Source organism: Botrimarina colliarenosi, from assembly GCF_007859955.1.
Classification (GTDB): domain Bacteria; phylum Planctomycetota; class Planctomycetia; order Pirellulales; family Lacipirellulaceae; genus Botrimarina; species Botrimarina colliarenosi.
Genome location: NZ_SJPR01000001.1, coordinates 442,560 through 458,781, shown reverse-complemented (window position 1 = coordinate 458,781; position 16,222 = coordinate 442,560). Strand labels below are relative to the sequence as shown.

Sequence of the window (16,222 nt, the reverse complement as noted above, 5' to 3'; positions counted from 1 at the left end):
TATGAAACTGGCTCTACGCGGTAGACGTTCAGAATAGCAGAGCAGCCGATAAGTTTATGCGGTCGCAAGCTGTTGGCGCAGGGATTGTCATTTCAACCAATCCACCTTATCCGATCCCATCTACTGATCCAGACTGGCCAGGTTGATATGTCCAACGAAATTCACCCATACAAGATGCCACGACGACTCAAAAGCCCGGCCGGATTTGCTGTAGCTGTAGCCGTTGGTTGGTTTGTGCTTAATTTGGTCGGTGCCTTCCTGTGGTATTTGTTTGTGCTTTCACCGTTAGGGCTTGTCGTGGGGCTCCTGTACGATCTGCAGGCGTGGCTGTACGAGCGAGTTTTCTTCTTTGACGAGAAGCGTGATATTCTCCCCGGCGTTGGTGTGTTTGTTCGACCACAGTGCGTGTTAGGGTTTGTGGCTATGCAATCGGTTCTGCTGTTCGTAGTTGTATTGCTTGCAAGGAAATCTAAAGCTGTATCAGAAAAAGAGGAGTCGTGAGCCCCAGTCGAGGCTAACCTCCGTCGTGCGAGCGTTGCTTGCTTAATTTCACGTTGAGCGGACGGCCGGGGCCATGGAAGGCTGGGTCGAACGCGAGGTGGAGGGTTGCGAGTGTCCCGACCAGCGGCTGAAGGCACGATTCACGAGGGTGCTCGGTTGTCTGGGCGAGAATATCTGCGCGACGCTCCCTTCTGTGTGCCAGGACTGGGACGCGAAGAAGGCGGCTTACCGGTCCTTCGGCAACCCTCGCGTTGATGAGAGCATCGTCCTTGCCGGGCACTTCGCAGCGACGAAGTCGCGGATGGCGGACGCCAAGGGCCGATCCTCTTATTGCACAACACGACCGAGTGCAGCTTCCAGCGTGAGAAGCCCGAGGTGATCGGCAAGACGCGTGTACTGCCAGGGGCTCGGATCGGCCATTTGCAAGTGCGACCCGTTTCGGTCCGGAGTTGCTCCAGTCCTTCCCGCAATGACGAAATGTCCCGCGGAGCGAGCTGGCCGATCGGCGTTCACGAAACGATGCACGAAATGAATGCAAAGAGGGCCGATTCGGTGGGATCTGTAGAACCTAGAACCGCGCAAAACCCCTGTAAAACGCCCGTTTCTCACCTTGGCGAGCTTCGTTGACATGCAAGAGGTCACAGATTCGAGTTCTGTCGTGCCCACTTTCTCTAAGTCCTAGCTGAATAGCGACTTGCGATACCTGCCGGCGGTCGGCAGTGCGGCGTTTCCTGGGAAGCCAAAACGGTACGTACCGTTGAGCCTCGCGCTGTGCCTGCCCTCACCAAGTCGCTTCCCAAGTACCGTAAGCACCGGGCCTCGGGACAAGCCGTCGTGTCGATTGCCGCAGGCGATTTCCCCCTCTCTTACGACGGCATCGAGACGACGCCGAATCCCGTTCTCTGGGGTGTTCAGGCTAGTCGCCCACCTTGTTCCGCGGTGCGAACCACGGATAGATCGCCGGGATCACAAGGCAGGTCAGCAGGGAGCTCGTCACGAGTCCGCCGATCACGACGGTCGCCAGCGGCCGCTGGATTTCGGCGCCGTCGCTGTGTGACAGCGCCATCGGCAAGAAACCGAGGCTGGCGACGGCGGCGGTCATCAGCACCGGCCGGAAGCGGCTGTTCGCGGCAAGCTTCGCCGCCTCCCGGGGGGCGACGCCGTCTTGGCGGCGGCGCTCGGCGTCGCTGGTCCAGACCAGGCCGTTGAGCACCGCGACCCCGAACAACGCGATGAACCCGACCCCGGCCGCGATGCTAAAGGGCATGCCACGCACCGCGAGGGCGAAGACGCCGCCGCTCGCCGCGAAGGGGACGCACAGGAAAATCAACAACGCCAACTGGACCGACCCGAAACTGGCGTGCAGCAGCAAGAAGATCAGCAGCAACACGATCGGCGTAATGAGCATGAGCCGCCGGCTCGCCGACTGGAGGTTCTCGAAGTCGCCGCCCCAGTCGATCTCGTAGTTCGGCGGCAGCTCGACGTTGGCGGCGATCCTCTGCTGGGCGTCGGCGACAAAACTCGCCACGTCGCGGCCACGGACGTTCGCCGAGACAAAGGTCCGTCGGCGTCCGTTGTCGTGTTCGACCGTCGGTGGGGTCTCTTCGAGGCGGATGTCGGCCAACTCGCTGAGGGGGATCGGCTTGCCGCCCGCCTTGGCGACCGGCAACTGCCCCAGCAGATCGACGCTCTCGCGCCAGCTTTCCGGCAAGCGGACCTGGATCGGGAACCGCGCCCTCCCGTCGAGGACTTGTCCCACGTTGCGACCGCCGATCGCGGCGACCACGTCCATCACCTCGGCGGCGTCGACACCGTAACGAGCGAGCGCCTCGCGGCGCGGCTCAATCGTGAGCGTTGCGAGGGTCGATTGGATGTCGGCCTTCACATCGGCGGCTCCGGGGATGCGCCGCAGCTCGCGTTCGATCTCCTTCGACTTGGAAGCCAGCGTAGCGAGGTCGTCGCCGTAGAGGAGGATGGCGACGTCCGCTTTGACGCCGGCAACGAGTTCGTCAACACGCATCTCGATCGGCTGGGTAAAGCCGAAGGCGACGCCGGGGACGTTCTCGTTCAGGACGACTTCCATCTCGGCGATGAGCTCGTCACGCGACTTCGGGACCGGCCAGTCTTCGGGCCGTTTGAGCATCACCCAGACGTCGGTCTGGTGGACCCCCATGACGTCGTTGGCGATCTCGGGACGGCCCGTCTTGCAGAAGACCGTTTTGATTTCCGGCAGCTTCAGCAGGTTAGTCTCGATCAACGCGGCCATTTGCTCGGCGCCTTCGAGCGACGCCGTCGGGAGCCGTGCCGCTTCGACCAGGAGGTCGCCCTCGTTGAGCCGGGGCATGAACTCGGCGCCGAGTCGCAGCGCCACGGGGATGCTTACCGCGATCATCGCCAAGGCGATACCGATCGTCGCCACCGGATTGCCGATCGCCAGGTGGGCGGTCGGCAGGTAGACCTTCTTCAGCATCCGGATCGGCCAGAGGTCGTGGTCCTTGATGACTTTCGGCAAGCCGAGCGAAGCGAGGGCCGGCATCAAGGTCAGCGAGAGAATCAACGAGCCGAACAGGGCGAACAGCACGGTCATCGCCATCGGCCGGAACAGCTTGCCCTCGGTCCCTTCTAGCATCAGGACCGGGACGTAGACCACCGCGATGATGAGCTCGCCAAACATCGTCGGCCCGCGGACCTCGAGCGCGGCGTCGCGGATGACCATCCATCGGCTGCGGCCCTCACGGTTCATCGAGAGGCGGCGGACGCAGTTCTCGACCATGATCACGGACGAATCGACCACGAGCCCAAAGTCGATCGCGCCGAGGCTCATCAGGCTCGCCGACACGCCGAACGCCAGCATCATGTTCGTCGCGAACAGCATGGACAGCGGGATCGCTAGGGCGACGATCAAACCCGCCCGCAGGCTGCCGAGCGTCGCGAGCAAGACGATCGCCACCAGCACGCCCCCCTCGGTGAGATTCTTGAGCACCGTGTGCAGGGTGCGGCCGATCAGGTCTTCGCGGTCATAGATGATGTCGATCAGCACGTCGTCAGGGAGCGTCGCCTGGACCTCGGTGATCCGTGCTTTGACCCGCGAAACGACGGTGCGCGAGTTCTCTCCAATCCGCATCATCACCATGCCGGTGACCGCTTCGCCGCGGCCGTCGCGGCTGACTGCCCCCTGCCGCGCCATCGGAGCGATCGTGACTTCGGCGATGTCTGCCAGCAGCAACGGGGCGCCCTGGTCGCTCCGGTTGATGACGATGTTGCGGAGGTCCTCGACCCCTTTCAGCAGCGCCTCGCCGCGGATGAATCGCTGCTCGTCGTGGTGGACGACGTACCCGCCGCCGGCGCTCGAGTTGCTCGCTTCCACGCGGGTGTAGATCTCGTCGAGCGTCAGGTCGTGGGCGTTCAACCGGTTGGGGTCGGGACGAATCTCAAACGTCTTGTAGAACCCTCCCATCGTGTTGACCTCGGTCACGCCCTCGACTTCGCGCAGCCGTGGCGAGATGTCCCAGTCGAGCAGCGTCCGCAGCTCCATCGGCGACCGACTCTCGCTGCGGAGCTCGAACTGGAGGATCTCGCCGAGGGCGGTCGTCATCGGCCCCAGCTCGGGCGGTCCGTACTCCGGTGGGATCTGCGTCGCGGCCTGCGGCAGACGTTGGCTCACCTGCTGGGTCGCGAAGTAGATGTCGGTCCCTTCGTCGAAGACGATCGTGATCACCGACAAGCCGAACTTCGAGACGCTGCGGACCTCGGCGACGTTGGCCAGGCCGCCCATCGACCACTCGATCGGGTAGGTCACCTGGCGCTCGACTTCCACCGGCGGCAGCGAGCCGGCGCCGGTGATGATCGTGACTTGCGTGTTGGTCAGGTCGGGGACCGCATCGATCGGAAGCAGCAGCGCGCTGCGGACGCCCGCCCCGGCGATAAACAGCGTGGCGATGATGACCAGGAAGCGGTTCTTCAACGAGAACTCGATCAGTTTCATCAGCATGGGCTTATTCCTCTCCCGCGAGCAGCTGCTCGCTCTTCAAGAAGAACGCGCCCGTGCCGACGATCTCCTGACCTGCTTGGAGGGGTGAAAGGATCTCGACCAAGTCGCCGAACCGACGGCCGATTTCGACCGGCAGGGGCTCGAAGACTTCTCCGACGGGGACGAAGACCGTCGGTTGCCCGTTGAGATCGATAACGGCCGAGTCGGGCGCCACCAGCGCAGTGGTCAGGGGCGATGTCGGGACGTCGATACGGGCGAAGAGACCCGGACGGAGGAGGCCATCCCGGTTGTCTAGCTCCGCCACCAGCGGGGCCGATCCCGACAGCGGGTCGATCTGGCGTCCGATGAAATTGACGCGAGCGGTCCAATTCGCGTCGCCCGTCGCCGGCGTGGTGACGCGCACCGAGTCCGCCTCGCTGACGCAGAGCAGGGCCCAATCCCCCCCGCGGATGTCGGCTTCGACCCAAAGGTGCGACGTGTCGGCGACGACAAAGAGCTCCGTCCCTTTCGCCGCGCGTTCGCTTGCCGAGATCTCTCGCCGTTCGATAGTCCCCGCCAGGGGCGATCGAATCGCGAGCATCGAGAGGTCTTCGTCGGTGGAGAGTGACGACGACTCGCCGCCGGCGCCGCTGGGTAGGCCAATGAGCGTGGCGACTTCTTGGCGGGCGACCTCGACGCGACGGCGGGCGGCTTCGACATCGGACCCGGCTGCCACGCAGGACTGGCTCGCCTCGAAGAGCGCTTGCTCGCCGGCCGCCTTCATCCGCGCCGCCGCTTGCTGCGCCGAGCTGCGGCGTTCGTCCACCACACGACCACTCAAGACGCCTGACCCGCCCGGGCCCGTCGCCGACTGAGAGAGACGCTGCGCAAGCAACTGCTCGCTGTAGGCGGTCAGCAACGCCGCGCCCGGCGTCCCGATCCGCTGCTGTTCGACCCGCCGCTCGATCTCTTCGATCGGCTGGCCCTGCTCGATCAGATGGAGGAGCGTCTGGACCCCATCGCTAACAGCGAGGCGCCACTCGTACTCGTTCGTCGCGAGCGCGAGCGCCGCTTTGCGGCTCATCAACTCGCTGCGGGCCATGCCGACGGCCGGACACCGCATCACCGCAAGCGTTTGGCCGGCGGCGACGCGGTCACCCGGCTGGACAAGGACTGATTCGACAACACCCCCCTCGGCCGCCACGATCGAAACATGTTTGGTGGCGTCGTAGACGATCCGGCCGGGGAGTGTGCGGGTTGTTTGGACCAATTGGGCTTCGATCTTCGTCAGCTCGATTCCCGCCGCTTCCCGCTCGGCCGGATGCAAGTGCAAAGGCGTGGCGGCCGCCGTGTCGGGCGGGCTTTCCACCGACAGGTCGGCGCCAACGGGGGCAGGCCGCAGCGCGGTCATGGCCGCTGCGGTCACGACGACCGACGCGAAGACCAGGCCGACATAAAGAAGAAGCGGTTTCATTTTCATTCCTCCACGGCGATCCGGCAAAAAGCCGCAGCACATTGCGGCCACATCGGTGAATGGTCCATAAGGACGAGATCGCGACGTCCGCGCTCTTTTCAGCCGACAGCGTCGGCGATTCGGCGAGGGTTCAGCACGGGAGCGGCCGCGCAGGAATTCCCTACGAGCACGCTGATGGGAGATGTCGTGCGATGCCGCTAAACGGCAACATCTGAACGACCGACAGAAACACCCCAGCGCGCAGCATCACAGGCGGAGAACCTGCAGCCTCGCGATAGAAGGTTGGTCGAGCGAGGAGAATGGCGCCGCGGACGCCATGTCCAAACTGGCGCCAGTGATCGCCCAAGCGGACGGGGCCGAGGTGGTCGTCACCCATGTAGAACTGGTTTCCGTCCCGGGCGCGGCGGCCCGGGACGAGACCATCATCGCGTCGTGACACGACTTGCCGTCTTCGCACGGCTCGTCCTCGGCGGGAACCGAATCGTCACCGCCCATCACCAGGAGGGCCGTCAGCCGCCACCCGTTGTGCTCTAGGCAACCGCAGGGGCAGGCGCCGAGCAGGTGGATCGCCGCCGCAACGAGGAGCAGACGAATCGAGTTGTTGCGGCTCAGGCGGACCATCGTCGTATGTTACGCAGGGCGCCGAACCGTCGCCAGTCCGCCTGCGGAAAGTTTCGCTAGCGCTGGACCGACCCAGTTATCGTCCACTTTCAGGGGCGAATGACCCGGGAATTGCTTCACTCCCGATGGCGGCGGCGTCGAGTGAGAAACCGCCATTCTTGATGCGGACCCTCTAGGAGCCCCTTGGCGTCGACTCAGGCGCCGGGCGATCGGAATCGAGCCGCGCTGTTAAAGGCGCCCTTCTTCTCGGTCGCTTCCACCGGCTCGGGGGGGTTGGCCCGAGCTTCGGCCGCGCGAACTTCTAGCCGCTTCTTGTCCGCCTTCGCGCGATGGCATTGCGGGTGGATGCCGTCGACGGAGTAAGAAGAGTGACCGCAGACGGGGCACTTCCTCTGCGCTTGCGCTCGCTGCAGGGGCTCGGGTTTCTTCTCGCTCATGGTGGCTTCTCACTTCGAGGGGGCGTGATCGGAACGACGGTCGCGGCCCAAGAGGCGCCACGCTAAATCAAAAAAGCAAACTACCGCGCGTCGCCGGACTCCATGTCGGCGCCGAGGATGACGCTTGGCATTGAGGAGAGCAGCGTGCGAAGCTGTCGGTGCGTGAGGCCGGGGCCGTAAGCCACCCGGAAGCTGCAGTGGTCGGAGGCGCGAGCACAAATGATCGGTTCGCTTGTCGTGAAGACAAACGCTCTGCTTAGCAGCGCAATGAGGGCGACGGCGGATTGGAAGCCGTCGACCACCACCAAGCAGGCGTATTCTTCGTTGCGGAGTCGGACGTCGGCTGGGAGGACGGATATCGTTATCGCTTCTCGGCTTGTACTAAGGCTTCTTCGACACCGCGCGGGAGCCGGCGCTCGCCAGCCGCTTGCAGCGCTGCGCTACCGACTCGAACGGCATGCCCGCGGCGAGTTCGTAACGCTCCGCGCGGATAAACCAAAAAGCGAGCCCGCCAGTGTTGTGCGACGGCTGGCCTTTGGAGGCAGTCGCCCGCACCCCCATCGATCCCTTACGCCCGGTCTTCTTCCACCCGCGTCGCTCCATAACGATCCGCACGACAACCCCGATCGCTTGCCGAAGCCGCTTCGTTTCGATCGGATGCACCGTGGCGAAATAGGCGTCGATAGCGGGGGTCGCCTCCAGCTCTCGAATGACTCCAGCCAGCGGCGCGCGGTCGTGGTGGATCTCGGATTCCTCCATCCTTCGTTGCCGATCGGCGTCGCTGAAGAAGGCCAGCACGTCGTCGAAGGGTTGCGCCGGGTCGTTCAGGACGTCAGAAAACGTCCTGCCTTGGCGGTCTTCAACAAAGTCGTCTCGAGAAAGGTCGACCGCCACCCAGCGCTCCGAATTGGTTGCTGCTCCCGTTTTTGCAGATACCAATATTGTATCTGCGGACGGGGGATTAGCAATCAGCAATCGCCGCAGGGCGGCAAGAGAGGAAGTTCCTGGGCGGTCATCGGCGTCGCACCATCTGTGACGGCATGCCGCCGCCCGGACTGTGATCTGAGGGCGGTGACGCCGTGTTACAGAGGGGCCCTTCTAACGAACGCCGATCAACCGGTCGGCTCGAGAAGCTGGCATTGCCTTCGGAGTGGGCGATGAGGGACTCGAACCCCCGACATCCTCGGTGTAAACGAGGCGCTCTAGCCAACTGAGCTAATCGCCCGACGCCGCTGATGCGGCTTGCCATAGCGTAGACCGCCGCCCCGGCGTGTCCAATGGGGGCCGGGGGCGCCGCGACCGCGGGGTGCGCGGCATACTTGGCGCCGACCGCTCATTCCCTCTATCCGGATACGACACGATGGCCGCCAAAATCGTTCGCCTCACCGCCGCCGACTCGGACGCGACCGCCGATGTCGCGGTCGGTCTGGGCTTCAACTGCTTTAGCTGGCGCTCCCCCTTTGCCGGCGACACCACGGACCCGGCGCCGCGCGAGCTGCTGTGGGCCGAGCCCGACTTCGCCGACGGCGACGGGCGTCCCTCACGGAGCGGCATCCCGCTGCTGGCGCCGTTCCCGGGACGGATCGCCAACGGCGTCGTCGAGTGGGACGGCAAGCGGTACCAACTCGACGACACCAGTGGCCAGGGCCATGCGATCCACGGCTTCGCCCCCCGCAACCCGTGGCGGCTGCTCGACCAGGCGGCCGACCGGGTGACCGCCGAGTTCCGCCCGTCGATCGACGCTCCCGCCGCCCTCGGGCAATGGCCGGGTGATTACATCGTCACCGCGACCTATCGGATCGAGGCGAGCCGACTGACGTTCGACCTGAGCGTCACGAATCCGGGCGACGCCGCCATTCCGTTCGGTTTCGGCACGCACGCCTACTTCCGGTTGCCGCTCGCCGAAGGCGCCGACCCCGAATCGACGGTCGTCAGGGCGCCGGTCGAAGCGCAATGGGAGTCGGCCGATATGATCCCGACGGGGGTCGCCACGCCGCTCCCGGCACACGACGCGTTGGCGGCAGGCGCGCCGCTAGCCGGGCGCGAGTTCGACACGGCCTACCGGTTCGCCGCGGGCGCCTCGACGACCGAGCTCGCCGATCCCGTGAGCGGGCGGACGTTGCGGCAGACGTTCGACGGATCGATGACGTGTTGCGTGATCTACACGCCGGGGCATCGCGAAGCGATCTGCCTCGAGCCCTACACCTGCACGCCCGACCCGCTGAACATGAAGGCCAAGGGCGCGGAGTCGGGGCTGATGGTTATCGAGCCCGGTGCTTCGTACACGACCCAGATCGTGCTCGAAGCGGTGATCAACTAACGCTAAAGAGGGTCGATCCACGATCATCCCAGAGGGGCCCTCGTAGTGAGCGGAACGGCGCTAGCCGCCGGTAATTGAATCGGGCTGCAACGAGCTGCCCACGGTCATCCCGGATAAAAAAGAGCCGCCCCGACCAACACGGTCGGGGCGGCTCTTGCGTTTATGTCTTACCAACCGCCAGCGATTACTCTTCGCTCTCGGTCGGCTCTTGCTTGGCTTCTTCGAGCGAGCCGCCGGGGAGCTTGCCTTCGGCGATCAGTTCGCCAAACGTCGGGGCCTCGGGGTCGTCCGGGTTGCTCGACTGGGCGGCTACCTTGTCGAGCGACTCAACGATCTTCTCGATGTCCTTGCGGTCCTTCTTGCCGAGGTACTCGTGCAGCGCTTCGCCGTAGGCGTTGCGGTTGTCTTTCTTCTTGCCTTGATGGCAGACCCAGCACTTGGCGTCCTTCACGTCGGCGGTGAACGCCTCGTTCGTGCCGTCGGCGTACTTGGCGATGAACTGCTTTTGGAAGTCGGGGAACGCGGCCGCGGGCGCGACAATCCCAAGGGCCACGACCAGGGCGAGCAAGCTGCGGAGCATAAGAGGGTCCGAGGGGGGGGTGGGTGGGGTCACGTCAGCCGATACGCCAGATTGACTCGGCGGGTTCGCCGGATCAACCGCCGGTCGGCTCTTTCTTGCACTCTTCTAGCGGCCCGCCCGGAAGTTCTCCGCGAACGATCAACTCGCCAAAGGTGGCGGAACCCTCCCCATCGGAAGGCTGGGCGGCGACGGTTTCGAGCGCCTGGGCGAGCTTGGCCTTGTCCTTCTTGTCTTTTTCCGACAGGTGGGCCGTCAGGGCCTCGCCGTACCGGTTGTAATTGGTCCGGTCTTCCTTCCCCTGATGGCAAACATAGCACTTGGCGGAGCGGGCCAGCTTGCGGAAGTCTTTGTCGACGCCGGGCCCCTTGGTGTACTGGTCCAGGAAGCCTTTCTGGTACTCCGGGTGCGCCATCACGGGCGCAGCCGCTGAGGCGACCAGGACGGCGTAGAGAAAGCGGACGACGACTTGATTCATGGTGAAAAAATCGGTGGCTGGCTGTGGCGGCGCCGGGCGGCGGGCGTTTCCACCCGCCGCCCGGCCGCTCACAGCAGTGGGGACGACAGGAATCGAACCTGCACTCCCGAAGGAACTGGAACCTAAATCCAGCGCGTCTGCCAGTTCCGCCACGTCCCCGGTATCCCGCTGCGTGGGCCGAAAACGACCCGCCGCCGGACGCACGATCCTAGCATGTCGCTACGCCGTGCGCCAGGCGATTGCTACGCTTCAAAAATGACCGGCGGGGGTCCGCCGGGGTTCAGGCCGTCCAGCCGTTAGAAACGCCCGGCACGGGGACCGGGTAACGGCCCTGGTCGTCCGGCAGGACCGGCGGGTCGGCGTCGAAGGCGTACGTCGACGGCGCCAGGCTTATGTCCGACTCGATCGCTTGGTCCCATTCGACGATCTTGCCGCTGTAGGTCGCGAGCCGGCCGAGGATCGCCGTCATCGTGGCGACGGCGCCGGTCTCGCCCTCCGCAAGCGGCGCGCTGTCCTTGATGCTCTTCTGCAGGTCGATGTGCTCTTGGACGTACGGGTTCTCGCCCTGCTTGCGGACCCGCTCGGTCGCCTTGCCGCTGCGGTCGTAGAACATGCCGCCGCCGAGGTTGCAGTGGCCGTTCACGCCGTGCGCGAACTCCGACACCTGCGACCAGCAACCCTCGATGTGCCGGCACTGGCTCATCATCGTCGAGCCGTCGGCGTAGGTGAACTCCACGGCGTGGTGGTCGAAGATCTGACCATGCTCTTTGCCGGTGCGGACCTCTCGGCCGCCGATGCCGTTGGCTTTGACGGGATGGCCCCGCTTGATCCAGTTGCTGACGTCGAGGTTGTGAATGTGTTGCTCAACGATGTGGTCGCCGCAGATCCAGTTGAAGTAGTACCAGTTGCGCATCTGGTATTCCATCTCGGTCTGCTCCGACGTGCGGGGCCGGGTCCACACGCCGCCGCCGTTCCAATAGACGCGGGTGTAAAGGACCTCGTCACCGAGGGCGCCGTCCCAGATCCTCTCGACCATCTTGTTGTAGAGGTCGTCGTGCCGGCGCTGCAGGCCGACGCCGACGGCGAGGCCCTTGTCCTTGGCGTCGCGGGCCGACTCCATCACCTGGCGGATGCCGACCGCGTCAACGGCGACCGGCTTCTCCATGAAGACGTGCTTGCCCGCGTCGACGGCCGCCTTGAAATGGATCGGGCGGAACCCGGGAGGGGTCGTTAAGAAGACGATGTCGCAGTCCGACTCGATCACCTGCTTGTAGGCGTCGAAGCCGGCGAAGCGGCGTTCCTCGGGGACCTGCACCCGCTCGCCAAACGTCGCCGAGAGCTCCTTGTGAGCCGCCTCGACGTTGTCGCTAAACGCGTCCGCCATCGCGACCAGCACGGCGTCTTTGCCGGCGTTCATCGCGTCAGAGACCGCCCCTTTGCCGCGGCCGCCGCTGCCGATCAGACCGATCCGCAGCTTTTCCGAGCCGCCGCTATGCACGGCGCCGAACGCCTTGGGCGTCACCAGCCCCGACGCGGCGGTCACCGCGGTGGCGCCAAGGAATCGCCGCCGCGACGCGCTGCGAGGATCGAGGGGCGAGGGCTGCGACGCGGGCTGCTGCGGCATGACGTTCTAGTTGGATAAGGAATAGGGCGTGCCGCTGCAGCGGCGTAGAACGAGTCTTCAATAGCGTATCTGGCCCAGACCGGCCGATCAACGCTACGGAACGTCCCGTGTCCCGCTCCCTCCCAGGGAGGGGCTAGGGGAGGGTGAAACGCGTCCGTGAAGGCGAGTTTCCCTGTGCGAAACAACGAAAACCCACGCTAATCCCTCTCTGAAAGGCCCCTCCCTGAAAAGCAGGGGGACACCGCACTAGATATACACACGCCGGTGATAGACGTACCACTCAAGCACGAGCAGTCCCAACATCCCCACCAGCAGCACCCGCCATAGCTCGTGCCGCGCCGGGGCCGCTCCGGCCGTCGCGGCGACGTTGATGTTGCCGATCTTGATCGAGGCGACCGCCGCCGCCTGGGCGTCGTCGGGCGTCTCGTCGGTGCGGAGCCGCACGTCGCTCTCGGCCGGGTCGAACAGGTTGACGGCGAAACGCCGCGTCTCGCGGCCCCCTTCAGCGAGGTGGTAGACGCCGACCTCGTCGGTCATCCGATAGACGAACGGCTGCTCGCCCCGCCGGCGGAGCGTCTCTTCCCGTCCCGACGGCGAGGTGACCGAGATCGTCTCGCTCGCCGGCGAGAGCGGCCGCAACTCGATCGCCTCGCCCGGCCGTAGCGAGCGCTCGCCGACCGCTTGTCGGGCGACGAAGTACTCCAACACGTTCAGCCAGAACGTGGGGAAGCTGTGGCGGTTGATCCAGTCGGTGTTGCGCTGCAGCGCGCCGTCGACTTCGATCAAAATGGGGAATCCGAGCACCAGGTCCTCGTAGCCGTCGCGGGCGGCGATCGCCGCGACGGGCCCTTCGGCCGCGTCGATCAGCGTCGCCGCGCCGGGCGGGGGCGTGAGCAGCATCGTCTCGACGATGTCGAAGTTCCCCAGCTCGACGTTCGCCAGCAGCGGATGCGAGCGGTTCCAGTCGATGATCTGCGGCACGGTGACCGACTCGGCCGCGACGGGGGCGTCCTCCGCGTCGCGCTGTCGCCACGCCTCGCCCGGAGGCAGCACGCCGATGTAGGCCGTATTCGCTCGCGGGGCCTCCTTAGGAACGCAGCGATCGAAGATCACGAGGTCGTAGGTCGCGGCCGCGGCGCGGGTCTCGTAGTCTTGGGAATCGAGGAAGGCCGGTGGCTCGATCGTCACCTCGCCGAGCCGATCGACGCGGCCTGTCGTCAGCGCCTGCTCGACCGCGATGTTGCCGCTGGTGACCAGCAGCACCCGGCTCGCCTTGTTGTCGTTGATCGCGGCGAAGGCGACGTCGTCCACCTCGAGGCGGTCGTTGGCGCCCTCGAGCGTCTCCCGCGACAGCCGCGCCTCGAGCGCCCCTTCGCCGGCCGCCGAGTTGGCCTCGCCGATCGCCAGCGTCGCGCCGGCCGTCTCGCCCGCCGGGATCGACAGCCGTCGGGCGTCGACGAGGCGTTCGCCACGACGCACCTCGACGATCGCGTCGACCGGCTCGGCGCCATAATTAGCCGCCTGGACGAACGCCTGCAGCTGGCCCAGTTCCGACTCGCTGCGGCGGGTCTCTAGGGCGGTGATCGCCAGGTTGTTGGTCTTGCCCGAGCCGAGCGGCACGTAGATCGGGTCGAGGTTCCCGAGTGCAAAGTCCTGCACGTCGCCGAAGCGGCCGTCGCTGAAGATGAACAGCGTCGCCGGCTCGGCCGGGACGACATCGACCTCCGGCGCCCCTTCCTGCACCGTCACCTGGGCCGGGTTTGCTAGGCCGCCCGCCAAGTCGAGCGCCCCCTTTAGGTCGGTGGTCCCGATGGTCGGCTCGATCGTCGCCAGCCGTTCGCGCAGCAGCCGGGTGTTGTCGGTGAACTGCTGGACGACGTTCGGCTCGCCCGCGTACGAGACAATCATCGCCGTCATGCCGCGGTCCATCTGGTCGATGAGCCCTAGCACCTTCTCCTTGGCGACGGCCAGCCGCGCGCGGTCGCCTTCGCTGACGCCGTCGTCGGCCGAGGCGTCGGTCGTCGACATGCTCGCCGAGTTATCGACGAGGAAGATCAGCCGCCCGCCGGTCAGCTCGGTCCCCTGCCAGCCGGGCCGCAGTAGCGCGAGGATCGCCAGCGCCACCGCCAGCAACTGCAACAGCAGCAGCAGACTCTGCCGCAGCCGTTGCCATAGGCTGTTGACCCGCAGGTCCTCAATGCTCTTCCGCCACAGGTACGTGCTCGGCACCTCGAGCGGCACGCGCTTCAGCTTTAAGAAGTAGAGCGCAAGAATCGCCGGCGGAACCGCGGCAAGCACGGCCCACTGGGTGGGGGAGAGCGTATTACGGAATAGCTCGTTCAAGTCGTTTCACCACGGAGAGCACAGAGGCCACGGAGAGAGGGTCCCTGGACGCCTAACCTAGTTCCTGTGGGAGGGGTCTCCTGACCCCGATAACGGTCTCCATTCCGTTATGGCATGGTGCGCGTCATCGGGGTCAGGAGACCCCTCCCACAACTCCGCCCAAAAAAATGTATTGCCGTGCTCGCTGTGGTGAATCTTACCGCACCAAACCCCGTTTCCGCAGCCACGTCGCCATCAGCTCCTCGACCGGCCGTTCGGTGCTGGTCAGCAGGTAGTTCATCCCCCGGCGGCCGCAGAATTCCTGGGCGCCGGCGGTGAACGAGGCGAGCGTCTCTTTGTACCGCGCGATCAGCGGCGCGCTGATGGTCACCTCGGCTGCGTCGCCGTCTTCGCAGTCCACCAGCCGCAGGTCGCCCGCCACGTCGGGGTCGATCTCGGCGCCGCTGAGGATCTGGATCACGTAGACGTCCATCCGCTGGGCGACCAGATAACGCATCGCCGATTCGTAGCCCGCCTTGTCCATCAGGTCGGTGAGCAAGACGACGATCCCCTTGCCATGGTTCCGCAAGCAGAACTGCCGCACGCCCGCCTCGAGGCTGACCGTCTCGTTCGGCTCGACCGTGTCGAGAAAACCGAGCAGCCGCGACACGCCCCGCCGGCCGCGCAGCACGGGGCTCTGCAGCCCGCCGAGCGATTCGACTTTGACGCGGTCGGTGCGGATCAGCCCGATGAACCCGAGCGCCGCGGCGAGCTGCTTGGCGTACTCCAGCTTGGTCGGATCGCCAAACGCCATCGACGGCGACGCGTCGATCAGCGTGTAAAAGTGCAGGTCTTCCTCTTCCAGGAAGAGTTTGACGATCAGCTTGTCGAGCCGCGCGTAGAGGTTCCAGTCGAGCGACCGCAGGTCGTCCCCGGCGACATAGTTCCGGTAGTCCGCGAACTCAACGCTCTGCCCCTTCTTGGCCGACCGGCGTTCCCCCTTCATGCGGCCACGAAACACCTTGCGCGTCACCAGCTCGAGGCGTTCGAGCTGACGGGCGAGGTCGGGCGGCAGGAGGGGCTGAGTGATGGGCACGTCGGCGAGCCGGCCACGTTAGTGGTCGGTGTTTTTGGTGGGGGCGTTAGGAAGGGAGATGGGGGGGATGAATTGGGGATGAGGGGATGGAGCTACCGCTCCGGTGTGGTGGTCGAAGTTATCTTTGGGTGCCATGGCCACTCTTTAATGGCCATATGAAGTGGATACACGGTTAACCGGGAAGCATGCCCATGTAAACGTATGGGCTTGCCGCTAAATGCTTGGTCTAGTTCATGAGTCCCTGTTCCTTGATGAATGCGTCAAGCTTATCCTCCAGATCATCAAACAGTGCGAAGAGACGCTCATCAACTTCGTCCAGAAATTGGTCTCTTGCAAAGTCTTCGTCTGACCACGAGCCAATCACGTCATTGCGAACGTCGATGTCTTCCGGCATAGGGGAAGGGAAAAGGGCTGCAACTCTCTTTACTTCTGATTGGATATTTGAGGCTCCTAGCGTCCCCAAAGCAGCCATCATGTCGTCGTAATCGTCCGCGCCACTGTTGTAGAAATAGCTGATGAGGCCGCCATCGCTCGTTGAATCAATGATTGCCCGTACATTCAGCCAGACTTTTTCTGCAGGTGAGAGCGCAGAATAGCCTTCATCTGACCACTTCTTACAAAGCCGGCTCCACCGCTCCTGAGTGGCATCGTCGTGCATTGGTTACCCTGTGCAAGGTGTAGGCCGTAACAAGCTCCAGCGAAGTTACGGCAATTGCTTCTTCATCACCGCTCTGCCGTAACCGCGCTGGCGCCTGTCACGGCCTACAGCCTACCGCCGGAGCGGCAGCTCCATCCCCCCTAT

At 64.8% G+C, this 16,222-nt stretch carries 15 protein-coding genes and 2 tRNA genes; 3 read left to right on the top strand and 14 right to left on the bottom strand.

Annotation, left to right across the window (positions count from 1 at the left end; genetic code table 11):
* Window positions 1-147: 147 nt before the first annotated feature.
* Complete coding sequence (locus tag Pla108_RS01860; RefSeq protein WP_146442151.1) at window positions 148-501, top strand: hypothetical protein; 354 nt, start codon at window positions 148-150, stop codon at window positions 499-501.
* A gap of 73 nt (window positions 502-574) precedes the next feature.
* Complete coding sequence (locus Pla108_RS21575; protein ID WP_146442148.1) at window positions 575-880, top strand: IS4/Tn5 family transposase DNA-binding protein; 306 nt, start codon at window positions 575-577, stop codon at window positions 878-880.
* A gap of 537 nt (window positions 881-1,417) precedes the next feature.
* Here Pla108_RS21575 and Pla108_RS01850 read toward each other — a convergent pair.
* From Pla108_RS01850 to Pla108_RS01820, 7 genes are all read right to left on the bottom strand, one after another.
* Window positions 1,418-4,492, bottom strand: coding sequence for an efflux RND transporter permease subunit (locus Pla108_RS01850; protein ID WP_146442145.1), 3,075 nt, complete (start codon window positions 4,490-4,492; stop codon window positions 1,418-1,420).
* 4 nt (window positions 4,493-4,496) lie between these two features.
* A complete protein-coding gene (locus tag Pla108_RS01845) occupies window positions 4,497-5,945 on the bottom strand; it encodes an efflux RND transporter periplasmic adaptor subunit (protein ID WP_197526146.1) in 1,449 nt (482 codons plus the stop codon).
* 246 nt (window positions 5,946-6,191) lie between these two features.
* Window positions 6,192-6,566, bottom strand: coding sequence for a hypothetical protein (locus Pla108_RS01840; RefSeq protein ID WP_146442139.1), 375 nt, complete (start codon window positions 6,564-6,566; stop codon window positions 6,192-6,194).
* Window positions 6,567-6,760: 194 nt separating this feature from the next.
* Window positions 6,761-7,003, bottom strand: coding sequence for a hypothetical protein (locus tag Pla108_RS01835; RefSeq protein WP_146442136.1), 243 nt, complete (start codon window positions 7,001-7,003; stop codon window positions 6,761-6,763).
* Between the two features lie 80 nt (window positions 7,004-7,083).
* On the bottom strand, window positions 7,084-7,311 hold the full coding sequence (locus Pla108_RS01830) for a hypothetical protein (RefSeq protein ID WP_146442133.1): 228 nt from the start codon (window positions 7,309-7,311) through the stop codon (window positions 7,084-7,086).
* A 73-nt stretch (window positions 7,312-7,384) separates the two neighbouring features.
* Window positions 7,385-7,897, bottom strand: a complete 513-nt coding sequence (locus Pla108_RS01825) for a hypothetical protein (protein WP_146442130.1) — start codon at window positions 7,895-7,897, stop codon at window positions 7,385-7,387.
* A 257-nt stretch (window positions 7,898-8,154) separates the two neighbouring features.
* Window positions 8,155-8,228: transfer RNA gene (locus Pla108_RS01820), tRNA-Val, on the bottom strand.
* A gap of 135 nt (window positions 8,229-8,363) precedes the next feature.
* Here Pla108_RS01820 and Pla108_RS01815 point away from each other — a divergent pair.
* A complete protein-coding gene (locus Pla108_RS01815) occupies window positions 8,364-9,323 on the top strand; it encodes an aldose 1-epimerase (RefSeq protein ID WP_146442127.1) in 960 nt (319 codons plus the stop codon).
* 184 nt (window positions 9,324-9,507) lie between these two features.
* Here Pla108_RS01815 and Pla108_RS01810 read toward each other — a convergent pair whose 3' ends face one another.
* From Pla108_RS01810 to Pla108_RS01780, 7 genes are all read right to left on the bottom strand, one after another.
* Window positions 9,508-9,903: a hypothetical protein gene (locus tag Pla108_RS01810; RefSeq protein ID WP_146442124.1), complete on the bottom strand. Its 396-nt coding sequence runs from the start codon at window positions 9,901-9,903 to the stop codon at window positions 9,508-9,510.
* A gap of 73 nt (window positions 9,904-9,976) precedes the next feature.
* Window positions 9,977-10,378, bottom strand: a complete 402-nt coding sequence (locus Pla108_RS01805; protein ID WP_146442120.1) for a hypothetical protein — start codon at window positions 10,376-10,378, stop codon at window positions 9,977-9,979.
* Between the two features lie 77 nt (window positions 10,379-10,455).
* Window positions 10,456-10,537: transfer RNA gene (locus Pla108_RS01800), tRNA-Leu, on the bottom strand.
* Between the two features lie 121 nt (window positions 10,538-10,658).
* Window positions 10,659-12,002 (bottom strand): Gfo/Idh/MocA family protein, encoded by a 1,344-nt coding sequence (locus tag Pla108_RS01795; RefSeq protein ID WP_146442117.1) that lies wholly within the window; start codon window positions 12,000-12,002, stop codon window positions 10,659-10,661.
* 246 nt (window positions 12,003-12,248) lie between these two features.
* Window positions 12,249-14,345: a vWA domain-containing protein gene (locus Pla108_RS01790; RefSeq protein WP_146442115.1), complete on the bottom strand. Its 2,097-nt coding sequence runs from the start codon at window positions 14,343-14,345 to the stop codon at window positions 12,249-12,251.
* 196 nt (window positions 14,346-14,541) lie between these two features.
* A complete protein-coding gene (locus Pla108_RS01785) occupies window positions 14,542-15,420 on the bottom strand; it encodes a DUF58 domain-containing protein (RefSeq protein WP_146442112.1) in 879 nt (292 codons plus the stop codon).
* Window positions 15,421-15,646: 226 nt separating this feature from the next.
* Window positions 15,647-16,078: a DMP19 family protein gene (locus Pla108_RS01780; protein ID WP_146442108.1), complete on the bottom strand. Its 432-nt coding sequence runs from the start codon at window positions 16,076-16,078 to the stop codon at window positions 15,647-15,649.
* Window positions 16,079-16,222 lie beyond the last annotated feature (144 nt).